This is a genomic window from Methylorubrum rhodinum, from assembly GCF_014199935.1.
Taxonomy (GTDB): domain Bacteria; phylum Pseudomonadota; class Alphaproteobacteria; order Rhizobiales; family Beijerinckiaceae; genus Methylobacterium; species Methylobacterium rhodinum.
This window is the reverse complement of sequence record NZ_JACHOP010000013.1, coordinates 47662-60857: the sequence shown is the minus strand read 5'-3', so window position 1 is coordinate 60857 and position 13196 is coordinate 47662. Positions and strand designations below refer to the sequence as shown.

The window sequence follows — 13196 nt, the reverse complement described above, 5'->3', positions numbered from 1 at the left end:
TCGCGGGCCTCGGCTCGACCCCAGGCTCCCGTGGCCCTAAGGCAAGGCTTCGGGGAAGGTCGGGAAAGCGACGAAGGGGCGATGGGACGGAAGCGACCCCACTCGTTCGAGGACTGGACCTTCGGGCGCCTGGAACGGGTGGTCACCGCCCTGGTCGAGGCGGGCCTGCAGGATCACGCGTCCGCGCCGCCGAACCTCATCGAACGGTTGCGGGACCTGGAGCGGAACGCCGCCGCCGGGGGCGACCGCCAAGTCCTGCAGGTGATCGCGTCGGGACGTCGCCTCCTCGGCGACGAGCGGGCGGTGACCGACCCGCGCGTGCTGACCGACAGCGCCATTGTCAGCGTGCTGGTCGAGGACGGCGCTGTCTCGGCCTGGCGGGCATCCGGGCGCTCCTCAACGCCGACCCCGAGGTCGAACTCGTCGGCGAGGCCACCGACGGCGGCGAGGCGCTGCCGATGATCCGCGCCGTCGCGCCCGACATCGCGATGGTCGACGTCTCGATGCCCGGCCTGAACGGCCTCGAACTAACGGAACGGGTGATGGGCGAGTGTCCCGGCACCCGGGTGCTGGTGCTGGCCGTCCACGAGGACGCCACCTACGTGCAGCCGCTGATGAGGGCCGGCGCGCGCGGCTACCTCCTCAAGCGCTCGGCGGCGGACGACCTGCTCCGGGCGGTCCGGGCGGTGGCGTCTGGTGGCGTCTACCTCGACCCATCCATCGCCGGCCACGGCCTGGCGGAAACATCCGGCTTGGACTGGCGCCCGGGCACGGCGGAGGGGCGCGAGCCGCTGAGCCCGCGCGAGGCCGAGACCCTGCGGCTGATCGCGCAAGGGTTCAGCAACAAGGAGATCGCGCAGCGCATCGACGTGAGCGTGAAGTCGGTCGAGACCTACAAGGCGCGGGCCGCCGAGAAGCTCGGGCTGAGGACCCGTGCCGAGATCATCCGCTACGGCGCCGCGCACGGCTGGTTCGATGCCTTGGCCTTGCGCTAGCGCTGTCCCTCCGGACCCCGCTACGCAGCCGAACGGACTTGCCGACCGTTCCCCGCCGATCAACGACCCCGGTCTTTGCGTGCTTTCGACGGGGCAGGCGTACCGGGGACGGACGACCCCTTCCTCGTGATGATCGGCGGCGTCCCGACCGCGCCGGGCTTCGCCTTGGGGAGGGTGCGGTCCCTCGAAAGAGCCCGTGCGCGATCCACCGGGTCCCCGTCACGCGCGGCGGTCGGTTGCGGCACGAGGCTTCCCGCGAAGCCCAGCAACGGAGCGACTACGAGCGATCCCACCATGGGAAAGACATATCTCGGCTTGGCGATCATCCTGTCCTCGTCGGGCGTTTCCCTCCGCTCAACTTGTGAGCCCCTCACTTGATCCCGTCCGGTCGCCCCCCTTCGAGCTCACGGTGCCCATCGATGTGGCTGGCGGCGCCATACGTCCAACGGCTCCTGCACGCACCTGGACGAAGCGGGCGTACCGCTGCTCTAAATCGGCGAGATCGTCGGGATCGGGCACGTCGCGGCGAGCGGCGGCGATCACGAGGTCGGCGTGGCGGGCGAGCGTGGAGACCCGGTCGGAAAGACGCTCGACCTCACTCACCCGCGCGAGCACGTCCAGCATCCGCGCGAGGACATGGACGGAGCCCGCCGCGTTCTGGCGGATCATGTGGAGCATGGCATCGCAAAGCCCATCGTAGTCCGTCACCGGATGGACAAGGACGACGCGATTCTCACGGACGACCGCACCCGTGGGCAGATGACGTGGCGCGACACGGCACAGCGCGTCGCCGAGATGGTCGACGACGCTTCCCGCCGTCATCGGATCGTTGATCCCGGGCGAGAGCGCCCGCACCGCGATCTCGACGAGTTGCCGGATCGAGTATTCCAGATCCTGCAGGGCCGCGGGCCGGCGGCCGAAGGTGAGCGCCCGGCGAACAGCATCGCCGGTGCCCTCGACGCCGGCGGACATGTAGGCGACCGGGAATCCGTTCGGGACGTAATGGCCGGGGCGAACACGCAGGGCCATGACGACCCCATGCTCGTGCGCCCAATCCGCAAGCCCGTCCACGTCGAATGCCTGGAGGTAACCTCCGTCCGTAGCAGCTACTGGAGATCCCCCGGGTGTCTCTGCCGGAGGCTGGGTGTCGGCCGCATCCAGCGTGCGTGCGCCCACCGCGTCGCACAGGTCACGATGGACCGCGTCGACAACGGTCTCGACATTGATGCCGGTGGCGATGTGGTGAACGAACCAGACCAGTGTGGCAATGGACAGGAGGGCCAGCGCGATGGCGCCGCTGATGGCGAGGTGCGGGACGAACGGGCTCTCCTGCACCGTGCGCACCGTGCGCAGGACCATCAGCGCGTAGGCGAAGGTGCCAAGAAAGATGCCGAGCACAACCTGGTTGCGGGCGTCGCGCGTGAAGTTGCGCAGGAGCCGCGGGCCCATCTGCCCTGAGGCCAGGGTCAGGGCTGCGATGGTGATGGAGAAGGTTGTGCCGGCCACGCCGATGGTCGAGGAGGCGACAGCGCTGAGCAAGGCGCGAGCCCCTTCGGCGCCGCCGGAGTAGCCCCAGTTCTTGTCTGGCGACGAGGCGTCGTAGCCCGCGATGTGCGCCGTCTCCAGCCAGACGCCAAGCTGTGCGGCCGCGAGGCAGCCGACGACGATCAGGGCCGGGCGCAACCAGAACTGGTCACCCAGGAACTCGACCCAGGCTTGCAGCCGCGCTTTCATGTACGCTCCTCCGTAAGGCGGCCGGCGGCCTCATCCCCGCGCGCGACCTGCCATCGAGCCCGCAGTGGATCGCTGCCTGCAGGCCAGCCCTCGCGCTGACGCATGCGGGCGCCGTCCGTTTCCTCGGTCTGGTCGTGGAACAGCACTTGGCTCGTCGGGTATGGCAGATCGATGCCGGCCGCGGTCAACGCCTCCTTTACGTTCGAGATGGCGTAGTCGAGCGCGTCGATGGCGTCCCGGCGTCGGGGTGGATCGATCCACAGCCGAGCCATCATGTCGACGCCGGCTGCACCCAGGCCCGTCACCAGCGCTTCCGGCGGCGGGTCTGCCAGCACACCCTCGGTGCCACGCAGGGCCTCGACGATGACCCGGCGCGCCTCGCGGATGTCGTCGCCGTTGCCGATGGTCAGCGGGAAAGCCAAGCGGCGCTTGTCGTGGGCTGTGATCACCGTGATCTTGTCGACGAACAGCGTGGCGTTGGGGATCAGCACACGCTGGTTGTCGTAGGTACGCAGAACCGTCGCTCGGACCCAAACGTCCTCGACGGTCCCCTCATGCGAGCCGGCGCGGATCTGGTCGCCGATGACGAACGGGCGGGTCAGCAGGATTAGGATGCCGGCGAGCAGGTTCTGCAGCACGTCGCGGAAGGCGAAGCCGATGGCCACGCCGCCGATGCCGAGCAAGTTGAACAGGTCGGCGGCCGAGACTGAAGGAAACGCCACGGACGCGGCCACCAGGAACGAGACCAGAACCGTCACGCCGCCCGCGATGCGCCCGAGGACGGAGGCCGAGCCCAGGGAGGCGTCGCGCAGTTCCGCCGCACGCCGGACGGCGGCACGCACGCCCTTTGCAACCAGTAATCCAATAACGAACAGGGCAAGGGCGATGGCCAGCCCAGGCAGGAGTGCCACCGCCGAACGACCGAGGTCTTCCAAACGCCCGAGCGCTTCGGTGAAGATCATGAGGTACCGAGAGCCATGAGAAAGCCGCCGGGGGCGGTCGTGCCATCCGGCGGCGCGTCATTAGCCGCGGTAGCTTCAAGCCTTCGCGGGGTGGTCGAGCGCAGCGGTCAGCGGCAGGCAGCCGACGGCAGAGTCGAGGCGGCGAGGCCAAGACCGGCCAGGAGGGTGGAGGCGAGGAGTGCGTGCTTCATGGCCCTCGCTCCTTCGGTGCGGCGGATCAGGTCTTCTTCTTCGAGTATTCGAACTTCGGCGCGTTCTTCAGGGTGTCCTTGTCGGTGTCGGCGTGGACCGCCGACTTTCCATCCTTGTCGCTGAAGGTCAGTGTCGAAGGATCGAGCACGACGTAGCTCTCGCCCATCCCGAGGAAGCCGCCGACGCTGACGACGACGCCAGTCAACGTCTTGCCATTCTCGATCACGAGGTCCTCGACCTCGCCAACGTTCTCGTTCTTGTTGTTGTAAACGGTCGTGCCGACGAGCTTGGACGACATGATGTCCGCGGGTTTCACGTTCACGAACCTCAGCTTCATTGTTGCAGTGTCGGCCATCTTCAGGCCCGTGTCTGACGACGCGGGCATTGCTGTGCCCGGGGACGGCGACGCCGGTGAAGTCTGGGCTAGGGCCGAGGATGTGGCAAAGATCAGCGCGAGCGCGCCGAAAACGAGGGATTTCGACATAAGGTTTCCTCCGTTCGACGTCGGACATGAATTTGAGTATCCGCTGGGCCGACGGTCGTCTTTGCGGGTCGCAGCGGATGCAACGACCACGGTTGAGAACGTGCGGTTGCTGGAAACGTTCAGCAAAAATTCATGTTGGCTTGACGTGGGCGTCGCCGAGTTCGATTGACGCTCAAATCTGTAAATGCAGGGCATCTTGAGAGTTTGGACCATGTCGCCATGGTTGACCTAGAGGCTGCGGGAAGGCCGGCTAGGAACCACCTGGCCGGCCGAGGCTTGCACCACGGGGTAGGCTGTCGTCCGGCGTCCCGCCGGCCTCGATGGTTTGGCGGCCGACGAACGCCAATCCCGGAGCGGCCGTCAGGTCCAGGCCCTTGAGCCTGATGCGTTTCGTCAGAGGCTTATCCCGACAATGACGCCGGGGGGATACAGACCGTGTTCTTCGATACCTGGTCCGGCCTGCTGCGCGTCGTCGTGGTCGGGCCCCTGGCCTACCTCGCCCTCATCCTGTTCCTCAGGATCTCGGGCAAGCGTACCCTGACCAAGCTCAACGCGTTCGACCTTGTCGTGACCGTGGCGCTCGGCTCGACGCTGTCCTCCATCGTCCTCACCAAGTCGGTGGCGCTCCTCGAAGGGGTGCTCGCCCTCGCCACGTTGATCGGGCTGCAGTACCTGATCACGTGGTCGAGTGTCCGGTCCTCCAGGATCAAGGCGCTGGTCAAGGCGGAGCCGACCCTGCTCGCCCACAAGGGCGGCTTGGTCGAGGGCGCGATGCGTCGCCAGCGCATGACCCGGGACGACGTGCTCTCTGCGCTGCGCTCGGAGGGGCTGGATGACCTCTCGCAAGCCGCGGCGGTCGTGCTTGAGACCGACGGCTCGATCAGCGTGCTCAAGACCCTGTCCGAACGAGGAGATGGCCTGACCGGCGTTCCACGACCTGAGGCGGTCCCGGCCGTGACGAACCGGTCGTGAAGGCCACCGCTGTTTGGACACTCGTCACGCTCGCTGCGGTCCTTGCAACTGCGAGCCTGATCCCGCTGATCCCGACCGAATGGTGGGTTGTCCGGCTGCTGGACTTCCCGCGCCTGCCGCTTGCCGTTGCGCTGGCCGCCACCGGCATCGGACTCCTATTTTTCTTTCGCAGAAACTCTGGATCGGCTGCACCGGCATTTGTCATCGCGGCAATTGCACTGACGGTCGACAACTGGATCCTGTGGCCGTACCTGCCCGCCCGGGGGTCACGGGTGGACGCATGCCCGGCCGAGCGCCGTCTATCGGTGCTGGTCGCCAACGTACAGCTCGGCAATCGCGAGGCCGGTCCGTTGGTCGAGGCCGTCCAGCGCGTCAAGCCCGACCTCTTCCTCGCGATGGAGACGGATGCGTGGTGGGATGAAGCCTTAAACCCGCTGCGTGTGTCGATGCCGCACACGCTGCAGCGGATTACCGGTTCCTACTACGGCATCCATCTCTTCTCCCGCCTGACACTCGTGAACGGCGAGATCCGGCACTTGGCCGGGCAAGACACGCCGGCCGTCGTGACCGGTGTCAGCCTTCGTACCGGCGAGGTCGTCGATTTCGTCGGTCTCCACCCGAAGCCGCCGCAGGTCTGGCAGTCCGCTCGCGGTCGCGATGCCGAACTCTACGCGGCGGCCGAGGTGCTGCGCGAGCGGGTGGAGCCGGGCATCCTGGCCGGCGACCTCAACGCCACGCCATGGGAGATCGCCGTCGGGCGCACGCAGCGTCTGGCCGGGCTGCTCGACCCCCGTCGCGACTACGGCTACGTCGCGACCTGGAATACCAAGTCGTCGTGGATGCGCTGGCCGCTCGACCACGTCTTCCACGAGGGCGGTTTCGCGACCTTGTCTGTCGAGCGCCTCGACGCCTTCGGTTCGGATCACTTCCCCTACCTCGTCAGGCTATGCCGCCTGACGAGGGACGGCGGAAAGGCACCTCCGCGGATGAGATCCGGGGACGTGGAGGCGGCCAATGCCGTGCTTGCGGCCGCGGGCGCGACCGAACGGGTGCGGGCGCGTTGAGCCTACTTTCAACGATGCCCCCGCACCCGCCTGCGGCCTGGGCGGGGGATGCCTGTGATCTCCATCTTCGACCTCGCCGCCTTGCTGCTGACCCTGTCGGCCCTGTTCGGCTGGCTGAACCACCGCTTCCTGCGGCTGCCGCACACCATCGGCCTGCTGGTGATGGGGCTGCTCGCCTCGCTCGCCCTCGTCGGCCTCGACCTCGCCTTCCCCGAGCAGCACCTCTACGAGGATCTCACGAAGATCCTTCGCCAGGTCGATTTCACCGACGTGGTGATGAACGGCATGCTGGCCTTCCTGCTGTTCGCCGGCGCCATGAGCCTGGACCTGCGGGCGCTCCGCGACCGCGCGGGTGCGGTGGCCACCCTCGCGCTCGTCGGCACACTGATCTCGACCGCCATCGTGGGCGGCGCCTTCTGGGCCGCGGCCCAGGCCATCGGGTTGCCGGTCCCGCTCGCCTGGGCGCTCGTGTTCGGGTCGCTGATCAGTCCGACCGACCCGGTCGCGGTGCTCGCCACGCTCAAGAACGTGAAGGTGCCCGAGGCCCTGGAGGTCGAGATGCAGGGCGAGGCCCTGTTCAACGACGGCATCGGCATCGTGCTGTTCACGGTCCTCGTCGCGTTCGCCGCCGGCTCGGGCGGCGAGGCGACCAGCGCCGGCGGCGTGGCCCGCCTGCTCCTGCAGGAGGCCGGCGGCGGGCTCGTCCTCGGCGTGGCCACCGGCTACGTCGCCTACCGGGCGATGCGGGCCATCGACGACTTCCCCGTGGAGGTGCTGATCACCCTCGCGCTCGTGGCCGGCACCTACGCGCTTGCGCAGAAGCTCCACTTCAGCGGCCCGCTCGCCGTGGTCGCGGCGGGTCTGCTCGTCGGCGACCGGGCGCCGCGCGACGCGATGAGCGAGGAGACGCAAGGGTACGTGTCCTCGCTCTGGACCCTGATCGACGAGGTGCTGAACTCGGTGCTGTTCCTGCTGATCGGGCTGGAGGTGCTGGTCCTGCGATTCGAGGCGGCAGGGCTCGTCCTCGCCGCGTGCGCCATCCCCATCGTGCTGGCCGCGCGGCTCGCGGCGGTCTCGACGCCGCTCCTCGCCTTCCGGTGGGGCGGCAACCTCTCGGCGCGCAACGTGCCGTTCCTGACCTGGGCCGGCGTTCGCGGCGGCATCTCCGTGGCGCTGGCCCTGTCCGTCCCCGAGAGCGACGCCAAGCCGGCCATCCTCGCGGCGACCTACGCGGTGGTGCTGTTCACCATCGTCGTCCAGGGCTCGACGCTGGGCATGGTGGCACGCCGGACGCTCAAGGATGTGCCGGAGCGGGACGCCGCCTGACGGAGCGGGTCTGCCGCGCCGCCTCCAGCCAACCCGCACCTCCGGAGCGCAACCCATGAAACGGGACGGCTCGACGACCGTCGTCTACGCCGCGCTCGGCGGCAACCTGGCCATCGCCGTGACCAAGTTCGGCGCGGCGCTCTACACCGGGTCGAGCGCCATGTTCACCGAGGCGCTGCACTCGCTCGTCGACACGGTCGACCAAGGGCTCCTGCTCTACGGCATGCATCGGGCGAAGCGACCGCCCGACGAGGCCCACCCGTTCGGCTACGGGCTGGAACTGTACTTCTGGTCCTTCGTCGTCGCCCTGTTGATCTTCAGCCTCGGCGGCGCCTTCGCCATCTACGAGGGGGTCGAGAAGATCCGGCATCCCGAGGGGATCCGCGACGCCTGGGTCAACTTCACGGTGCTCGGCCTCGCGGTCGTGTTCGAGGGCTACTCGTTCGGCGTGGCGTGGCGTGAGATGCGCAGGCGGCACGCCGACGTCGGGATGTGGTCGGCGCTGCGCCGGTCCAAGGACCCGAGCACCTTCACCGTCATCCTGGAGGACGGCGCGGCCCTGACCGGCCTGGTGGTGGCCGCCGCCGGCGTGGCGGTGTCCGTGTGGCTCGACGAGCCCCGCGCGGACGGCGTGGCCTCATTCGCCATCGGCGTCCTGCTCGTCGGCGTGGCGGTCGTGCTCGCGCGCGAGACCCGCAGCCTCCTCATCGGCGAGAGCGCCTCCGCGGCGCTCCTCACCAAGGCGCGGGACCTCGTCGCCCAGGACGGTCGGATCGCGCGGATCGAGGACGTGCGCAGCCTGCAGATCGGGACCGACAGCGTGGTGTTGGCCATGGTCCTGTCCTTTCGCGACGGCACCTCCGCCGAGGACCGGGACGCCGTGCTCGACGAGGCGCAAGGGCGCCTGCGGGCGCGGCTGCCGAGCCTTTCCTACGTGTACCTGATGCCGGCCCGTGGCGGGCCGTGAGGCGACGGCGCAGGGCGGTCCGTGTCCCTACCGTGCCGCGCGGATGGGACGTCGGCGTGACCTGGGACCTCCCGGCCGGACGGGCGTTGTCCGCCGGGTCGGGCTAGAAATGCACCGGGTCCCCCGGGGGGAAGCCGCCCTCCGGCGAGGTCTACGACCTCCGATCCCCGCCCGCTCGATCCGTTCGGGGGCCGACAGTGCCAATCGGCCATCGATACCTCCGGGTTCGGAAAGGCATCCTGGACCAAGCGGCCTGAGAGTGCCTGACCTCGGGCTCAGGCGTCGCGCCGGGCGTAGCGACCGTGGACGGGCGCCTTGAAATAGCGTCGGTGGGTCACGCGGACGTCCATCTTCTTGCGGAGTCTCCCGGGGGTAAGCGGCTCCTTGTGAAGGGCGGCCCCGCGGACGGTCCAGGTGCGTAGGTCAGGCAGGATCTCCTCGGGCGTGAGGAGGCCGCGCTCGGCGATGAGCTCGGCAATCTCCTGCATGACGCGATCCCAGAACTCCTCTGCCCGGAAGCGGTCGAGCTGGTTCTCGACTTTCCGGAGGCAAGCCTGGACGCGGGCGGCTTCGGTCTCAGGATCATGTAGCCTCCCGGCTCGACCACTCCGCGCAGCGACCGCTTGCGAGCGAAGAGCGGCCATTCCAGTAGTTGTGGCAGAAGGTCCGGAAGTGGCGCGAAGCCGAACAGGCCAAGGTGAGCTCCCGAGCTGGTACGGGCTGCCATGGCGACACCTCTGAAGGGCCGCATGGGGCGCATGCCCCAGTTCCGTCGCAACAACGTGAAGATCCCCGTGTTGCTGCGGATTATCTGAGCGAGCTTGGGGAAGCGGATGCGAGAACTACAACAATACTCGGCAGGCCATGGCTGCCTTCAGCGAATGACATGAGAGGCTGTGGTCGCCCAGGTATACAAATAATCCAGCGCAGCGTCGCAAACTCTATGCGGCCTACCCAAGACGATGTGGAATAAAACCTGCTCGGATCTGTTTGGGCGTCGCTGGCCAGTGTGCGTTCCAGGCACCGTGAGCGCACTCTCGGCCGCCGTAGGCATTTCGGCACAGGCGAGCGATCTGCCTCCCGGTCAAACGCCCGCGTTCCATAAGCGCATTGGCTACAGCCTTGATAGCAACAGACCCCGACTTCGACCGCACAAGGGCGGCGGCTCTTGATTCGGATAGCCGTAAGAGTTCCCGCTGTTCTTCGCCTGACAAATCCCAGGCGTCAACCAAATCTTGGGCAAGTTGCATGTCCTGTATGCCACCTGCTAACATGCAATCGCTCACCGATGCATGTCGGTAGTGCGCTTCAGCTATGAAACCTGCAAAGCAATTTATAAGTTCTACATCTTGGTTGATGGCGCGCAGGTAGTTGGAATAATTTTGCTCCTCAGCAGAGCCTGCGGTATGTATAGGTCCATACGGATAGCCGTGAATGTCGTAACCTTCAACTATACCTTCGCAGCTAACAATATCTATATCCTTGCGGTTCCTTACAATCTTGCCGGCCCGGACCTCATCGACAGTGAGGACTACAGCGCGATCCGTTTTATGTCCGAAATACCATCGCGTCAACGCGTGTCCAGCTTCGTGATGGCAGGTCAGCCGGCGACGACCTTTCGTCCGGACCATTCGCCTAAGTGCTCCTAGGTGTAAAGCGTTCCGGAACGTGCGGAACTAGATGTTCATGCTCCACCATCGCGCAAGATAAACCTTAAACCATACATTATAGGGGGCTGGCCGCCGCTGGGTTTGTTGATAATTTTAGATGCTGCTCCCGTCGCACTGCGAGCTATCGTTTCCACTGTGTTCAATGTCAAGGTAAATATGTCCTTAATAGATGGTGATTATCGGTCGCCGGTTTTTGAAATCTTGGACAGCACAGGATCCCTTAACGAGATTTTGGGCAAAGGTGAGGGGCGTGTTCCCCCTATAAACAGCTCAAATTCGCGATGGGCTTGCGTGGCCCTGATGCTGCGTTCGGCGGTGGTGCGGATGCTCCTTGCGCTCCGCAGGTCTCGCAAGTGACAAGGTCCATCAGTCAGGTCCTCTCGTTCTGGTGGTCGAGCGCCCGACGGCGCAGGCGGGGCTCGCGATGGGGCTCGTCGGCTTGGGGAAGCTGCTCGTGCCAGCCGACCTGGGCGACGCCGTCCGGGGGCCACTCCCGGAGCAGGCGGGCGCCTTCGGGGCCGTCGTAGTCCGGGCCGACCGAGGCGTGCCCGGTGGTGCCGCAGGTACCGCTGATAAGGTAGAAGCCCGGCAGCACCCGGCGGCCATAGTCGCGGGCGGCGTCGAGGCTGGTGGTGTAGGCGGGGACGTCCCACTGCATGCTGGCGCCGTCACCGATGCTGCCGCCGTGCGCCAGAACCTCCAGGACGGCGTCGATGACGAAACTGGCAATCTTGTCGCTCGCCGGGGCCACGAGTTCGATCTCGACGCGGCGAAGGTCGGTTCGGCGGCAGCCGCGCGCGGTCGCGCTCGGGTCGCCCTCCGCCAGCGCGAGGTCCGCGAAGTGCCGGTCGCGGGCGGCGCCCCGGGCGGTCTCGGGATTCGCGTGGGCCAGGGGAGCGCGGTGCTGCTCGACGTGGGCGTGCGAGACGACCGTCACGACCGGCTCCGTGCCTGCGCGGCCGCCTATGCGTCGGAAGGCTCGTTTCGTCAGAGGCTTTCCGAGCGCATGGCGCGCTTGGATCTCAGACACGAGGACGAAGACGTGCGGACTCATGATTAGGTGCGTGACCTTAGCACCCTCCATGGCGTGCACCATTGCGCACACACCCTTCAGGTCTTCGTTGGTAATGAGGTCGCTCATGCCCGCCACCGTTCGACCCGGCGCCGGGCGTTCCGAACCTCCCGGTTGACGGCATGCTCGATCCACTCGGCGAACATGGCCTGGAGCTTGGCTTGCCGCTGGGCCGCCCCGCCGGGGTGCTCCTCGACGATGATTTCCTCCGCGCACCGAGCCGCCCCGAGGGCGATCTGGTCGATGGTGGCCTGCTTCATGGCTCAGGCCGCCTCGCTCAGGAGGTCGGCGAGGTCGCGCTTCAGGCCGCGGCGGCCCTCCTCGATTCCCCGCTGCATGCCGTTCGAGAGGCCGAGCTGATAGACGTTCCAGACTATCTTCAAGATCGCCGGGTCGGGCTGTCTCCCGAACGAACGCCCAAGGATGCTGAGCTCGACGTCGTCGCCGTTGTAGAACGACAGCATGCCCGCTGCGCCATAGCCGGCGTTGGTATCAGGCAGCCGGACGGTAACGCCGCCATCCAGCGTCGCGATGACCTTCCACATGTCCTCGGGAGCAACGCCCAGCCGCTCAGCCTCCTGCCCAAGCACGACCGCTTCGACGATCCGACCGGCCGCCTGAAGAAACCAGCGGCGGTTGATTTCGTCCTGCGACAGCGGGAGCACTGCATCGGCCCACATGCCGCGAACCGGCGTGAGAGGCGTCAGCGGTCGACATTCGTAGGCTGCGTGCCAGCCGTCGTTCCTGACGACGACGATGATGCCCTTGGCCTTGTCGAGGGAGAGCGAGAAGACCTGCTTGGTCCGCTGCCCGATCTGGCGCTCGTCCTCGTCGAGCACCTCCCTGATGAACCTGTCGTCCGGGTAATGCGCGTCCATGTCCGTCCCCGCGAATCCGCCACTGGGACCAGCGTACGGATTCGCGATGCGAGGAACCTACGGGGGCGTCGGATGGGAGCTTGACAGGGCATTAACGATGTCTACTCTTCTGCGCCATGCGAGGTCGGTTTTCACCGAACTGCTGGAAGCCCGAAGGGAACCAGATCATGGCCACTGCCGCCATCCGTTACGACCGTTCCGCCATACTCCGCGACGCATGGGGCCGCGCCCGCAAGGCCGCAGCCGAAGCCGCAGAGGGCGTCCGCTCTTTCATTGGCGCCGCCATGCGCGGTGCTTGGGCCACCGCCAAGGCCGCCCTGGCGCCGGCGAAGCTCGCCGCGCCGGTGACGCCCGTGCAGATCGACCTAGTCGACTACATCGCCGCGCTCCCGCCCGTGAGGCACGAGACGCGCCGCACCGAGCATGCCCGCCACGTCATGCTCTGCACTCGCGAGACCGACGCGCTGCACGACCTCCAGATCTACGCCCGGGACCCCGACGGCGAGCGCCTCATCGGAAGCGTCCTCGTGAACGCCGACGAGTACGACGACCCGGCCGAGCTCCTCGCCGATGCGCTGCAATTCCTCGGACTGGAGCCCGAGCCGACCGTCCAGCAGCCCGCACCCGAGACCGAGGAAGCCCGCCTGACCGCGCGCCTCGCCGAACTGGAGCGGGAGCGAGATGAGGCACGGGCCGACTTCATCGCGGCCCGCCGGGAGCGCATGGCCATCGTCTCCGGCGATATGGAAGGCGACGCCGGCATCGCATGGACGAACGAAGAGCGCGCCGAGGCCGACTACGACGAGGCGACCGACAGGTACGAGGAGGCCTACCAGGACCTCTGGCACCACACCGACATCGCGGCTTGAGGGAGGGCGCC

At 67.1% G+C, this 13196-nt stretch carries 15 protein-coding genes; 7 read left to right on the top strand and 8 right to left on the bottom strand.

Annotated features, from left to right (window positions below; translation table 11 throughout):
• The first annotated feature begins 81 nt into the window (after positions 1-81).
• Together HNR00_RS25545 and HNR00_RS15250 are read left to right on the top strand one after the other, a co-directional pair.
• A complete protein-coding gene (locus HNR00_RS25545) occupies positions 82-462 on the top strand; it encodes a hypothetical protein (protein ID WP_246390670.1) in 381 nt (126 codons plus the stop codon).
• The gene (locus HNR00_RS15250; protein WP_183570887.1) at positions 375-995 is read left to right on the top strand and encodes a response regulator; all 621 of its coding nucleotides are present in this window, start codon (positions 375-377) and stop codon (positions 993-995) included. Before HNR00_RS25545 ends, HNR00_RS15250 begins: the two co-directional genes overlap by 88 nt.
• Before the next feature lie 354 nt (positions 996-1349).
• On the opposite strand, the gene HNR00_RS15245 is transcribed toward HNR00_RS15250, so the two are convergent.
• The 3 genes from HNR00_RS15245 to HNR00_RS15235 form a co-directional block, all read right to left on the bottom strand.
• A complete protein-coding gene (locus HNR00_RS15245) occupies positions 1350-2729 on the bottom strand; it encodes a DUF2254 domain-containing protein (protein ID WP_183570769.1) in 1380 nt (459 codons plus the stop codon).
• Positions 2726-3691 (bottom strand): mechanosensitive ion channel family protein, encoded by a 966-nt coding sequence (locus HNR00_RS15240; RefSeq protein WP_183570768.1) that lies wholly within the window; start codon positions 3689-3691, stop codon positions 2726-2728. The genes HNR00_RS15245 and HNR00_RS15240 overlap by 4 nt, the downstream gene beginning before the upstream one ends.
• 217 nt (positions 3692-3908) lie before the next feature.
• Entirely contained in the window at positions 3909-4367 is a 459-nt protein-coding gene (locus HNR00_RS15235) for a PRC-barrel domain-containing protein (protein ID WP_183570766.1), read from the bottom strand.
• 435 nt (positions 4368-4802) lie between these two features.
• On the opposite strand from HNR00_RS15235, the gene HNR00_RS15230 reads away from it, so the two are divergent.
• Genes HNR00_RS15230 through HNR00_RS15215 form a run of 4 tightly spaced genes read left to right on the top strand, consistent with a single transcriptional unit; the run spans position 4803 to position 8696 of the window.
• Positions 4803-5339 carry a DUF421 domain-containing protein gene (locus HNR00_RS15230; RefSeq protein ID WP_183570764.1) on the top strand — a complete coding sequence of 179 codons (537 nt, stop codon included), beginning with the start codon at positions 4803-4805 and terminating at the stop codon, positions 5337-5339.
• Entirely contained in the window at positions 5336-6403 is a 1068-nt protein-coding gene (locus HNR00_RS15225) for an endonuclease/exonuclease/phosphatase family protein (RefSeq protein ID WP_183570762.1), read from the top strand. Before HNR00_RS15230 ends, HNR00_RS15225 begins: the two co-directional genes overlap by 4 nt.
• A gap of 54 nt (positions 6404-6457) precedes the next feature.
• Positions 6458-7729: a cation:proton antiporter gene (locus tag HNR00_RS15220; RefSeq protein WP_183570884.1), complete on the top strand. Its 1272-nt coding sequence runs from the start codon at positions 6458-6460 to the stop codon at positions 7727-7729.
• Between the two features lie 55 nt (positions 7730-7784).
• A complete protein-coding gene (locus HNR00_RS15215) occupies positions 7785-8696 on the top strand; it encodes a cation diffusion facilitator family transporter (protein WP_183570760.1) in 912 nt (303 codons plus the stop codon).
• 275 nt (positions 8697-8971) lie between these two features.
• On the opposite strand, the gene HNR00_RS15210 is transcribed toward HNR00_RS15215, so the two are convergent.
• The 5 genes from HNR00_RS15210 to HNR00_RS15190 form a co-directional block, all read right to left on the bottom strand.
• Entirely contained in the window at positions 8972-9184 is a 213-nt protein-coding gene (locus tag HNR00_RS15210; protein WP_183570758.1) for a hypothetical protein, read from the bottom strand.
• A gap of 462 nt (positions 9185-9646) precedes the next feature.
• Positions 9647-10327, bottom strand: a complete 681-nt coding sequence (locus HNR00_RS15205) for a hypothetical protein (RefSeq protein WP_183570756.1) — start codon at positions 10325-10327, stop codon at positions 9647-9649.
• A 409-nt stretch (positions 10328-10736) separates the two neighbouring features.
• Positions 10737-11303 carry a hypothetical protein gene (locus HNR00_RS15200; protein ID WP_183570754.1) on the bottom strand — a complete coding sequence of 189 codons (567 nt, stop codon included), beginning with the start codon at positions 11301-11303 and terminating at the stop codon, positions 10737-10739.
• A 200-nt stretch (positions 11304-11503) separates the two neighbouring features.
• Complete coding sequence (locus tag HNR00_RS15195; RefSeq protein ID WP_183570752.1) at positions 11504-11698, bottom strand: hypothetical protein; 195 nt, start codon at positions 11696-11698, stop codon at positions 11504-11506.
• Positions 11699-11701: 3 nt separating this feature from the next.
• A complete protein-coding gene (locus tag HNR00_RS15190; protein ID WP_183570750.1) occupies positions 11702-12316 on the bottom strand; it encodes a hypothetical protein in 615 nt (204 codons plus the stop codon).
• Between the two features lie 167 nt (positions 12317-12483).
• On the opposite strand from HNR00_RS15190, the gene HNR00_RS15185 reads away from it, so the two are divergent.
• A complete protein-coding gene (locus HNR00_RS15185) occupies positions 12484-13185 on the top strand; it encodes a hypothetical protein (protein ID WP_183570748.1) in 702 nt (233 codons plus the stop codon).
• The last annotated feature ends 11 nt before the right edge of the window (positions 13186-13196 follow it).

What these genes read in the sequence shown, in the direction of transcription:
- HNR00_RS15205 (WP_183570756.1), bottom strand. Translation starts at nt 10,327, where the DNA reads ATGGTCCGGACGAAAGGTCGTCGCCGGCTGACCTGCCATCACGAAGCT.
- HNR00_RS15190 (WP_183570750.1), bottom strand. Translation starts at nt 12,316, where the DNA reads ATGGACGCGCATTACCCGGACGACAGGTTCATCAGGGAGGTGCTCGAC.
- HNR00_RS15245 (WP_183570769.1), bottom strand. Translation starts at nt 2,729, where the DNA reads ATGAAAGCGCGGCTGCAAGCCTGGGTCGAGTTCCTGGGTGACCAGTTC.
- HNR00_RS15215 (WP_183570760.1), top strand. Translation starts at nt 7,785, where the DNA reads ATGAAACGGGACGGCTCGACGACCGTCGTCTACGCCGCGCTCGGCGGC.
- HNR00_RS15195 (WP_183570752.1), bottom strand. Translation starts at nt 11,698, where the DNA reads ATGAAGCAGGCCACCATCGACCAGATCGCCCTCGGGGCGGCTCGGTGC.
- HNR00_RS15240 (WP_183570768.1), bottom strand. Translation starts at nt 3,691, where the DNA reads ATGATCTTCACCGAAGCGCTCGGGCGTTTGGAAGACCTCGGTCGTTCG.
- HNR00_RS15235 (WP_183570766.1), bottom strand. Translation starts at nt 4,367, where the DNA reads ATGTCGAAATCCCTCGTTTTCGGCGCGCTCGCGCTGATCTTTGCCACA.
- HNR00_RS25545 (WP_246390670.1), top strand. Translation starts at nt 82, where the DNA reads ATGGGACGGAAGCGACCCCACTCGTTCGAGGACTGGACCTTCGGGCGC.
- HNR00_RS15210 (WP_183570758.1), bottom strand. Translation starts at nt 9,184, where the DNA reads ATGCAGGAGATTGCCGAGCTCATCGCCGAGCGCGGCCTCCTCACGCCC.
- HNR00_RS15185 (WP_183570748.1), top strand. Translation starts at nt 12,484, where the DNA reads ATGGCCACTGCCGCCATCCGTTACGACCGTTCCGCCATACTCCGCGAC.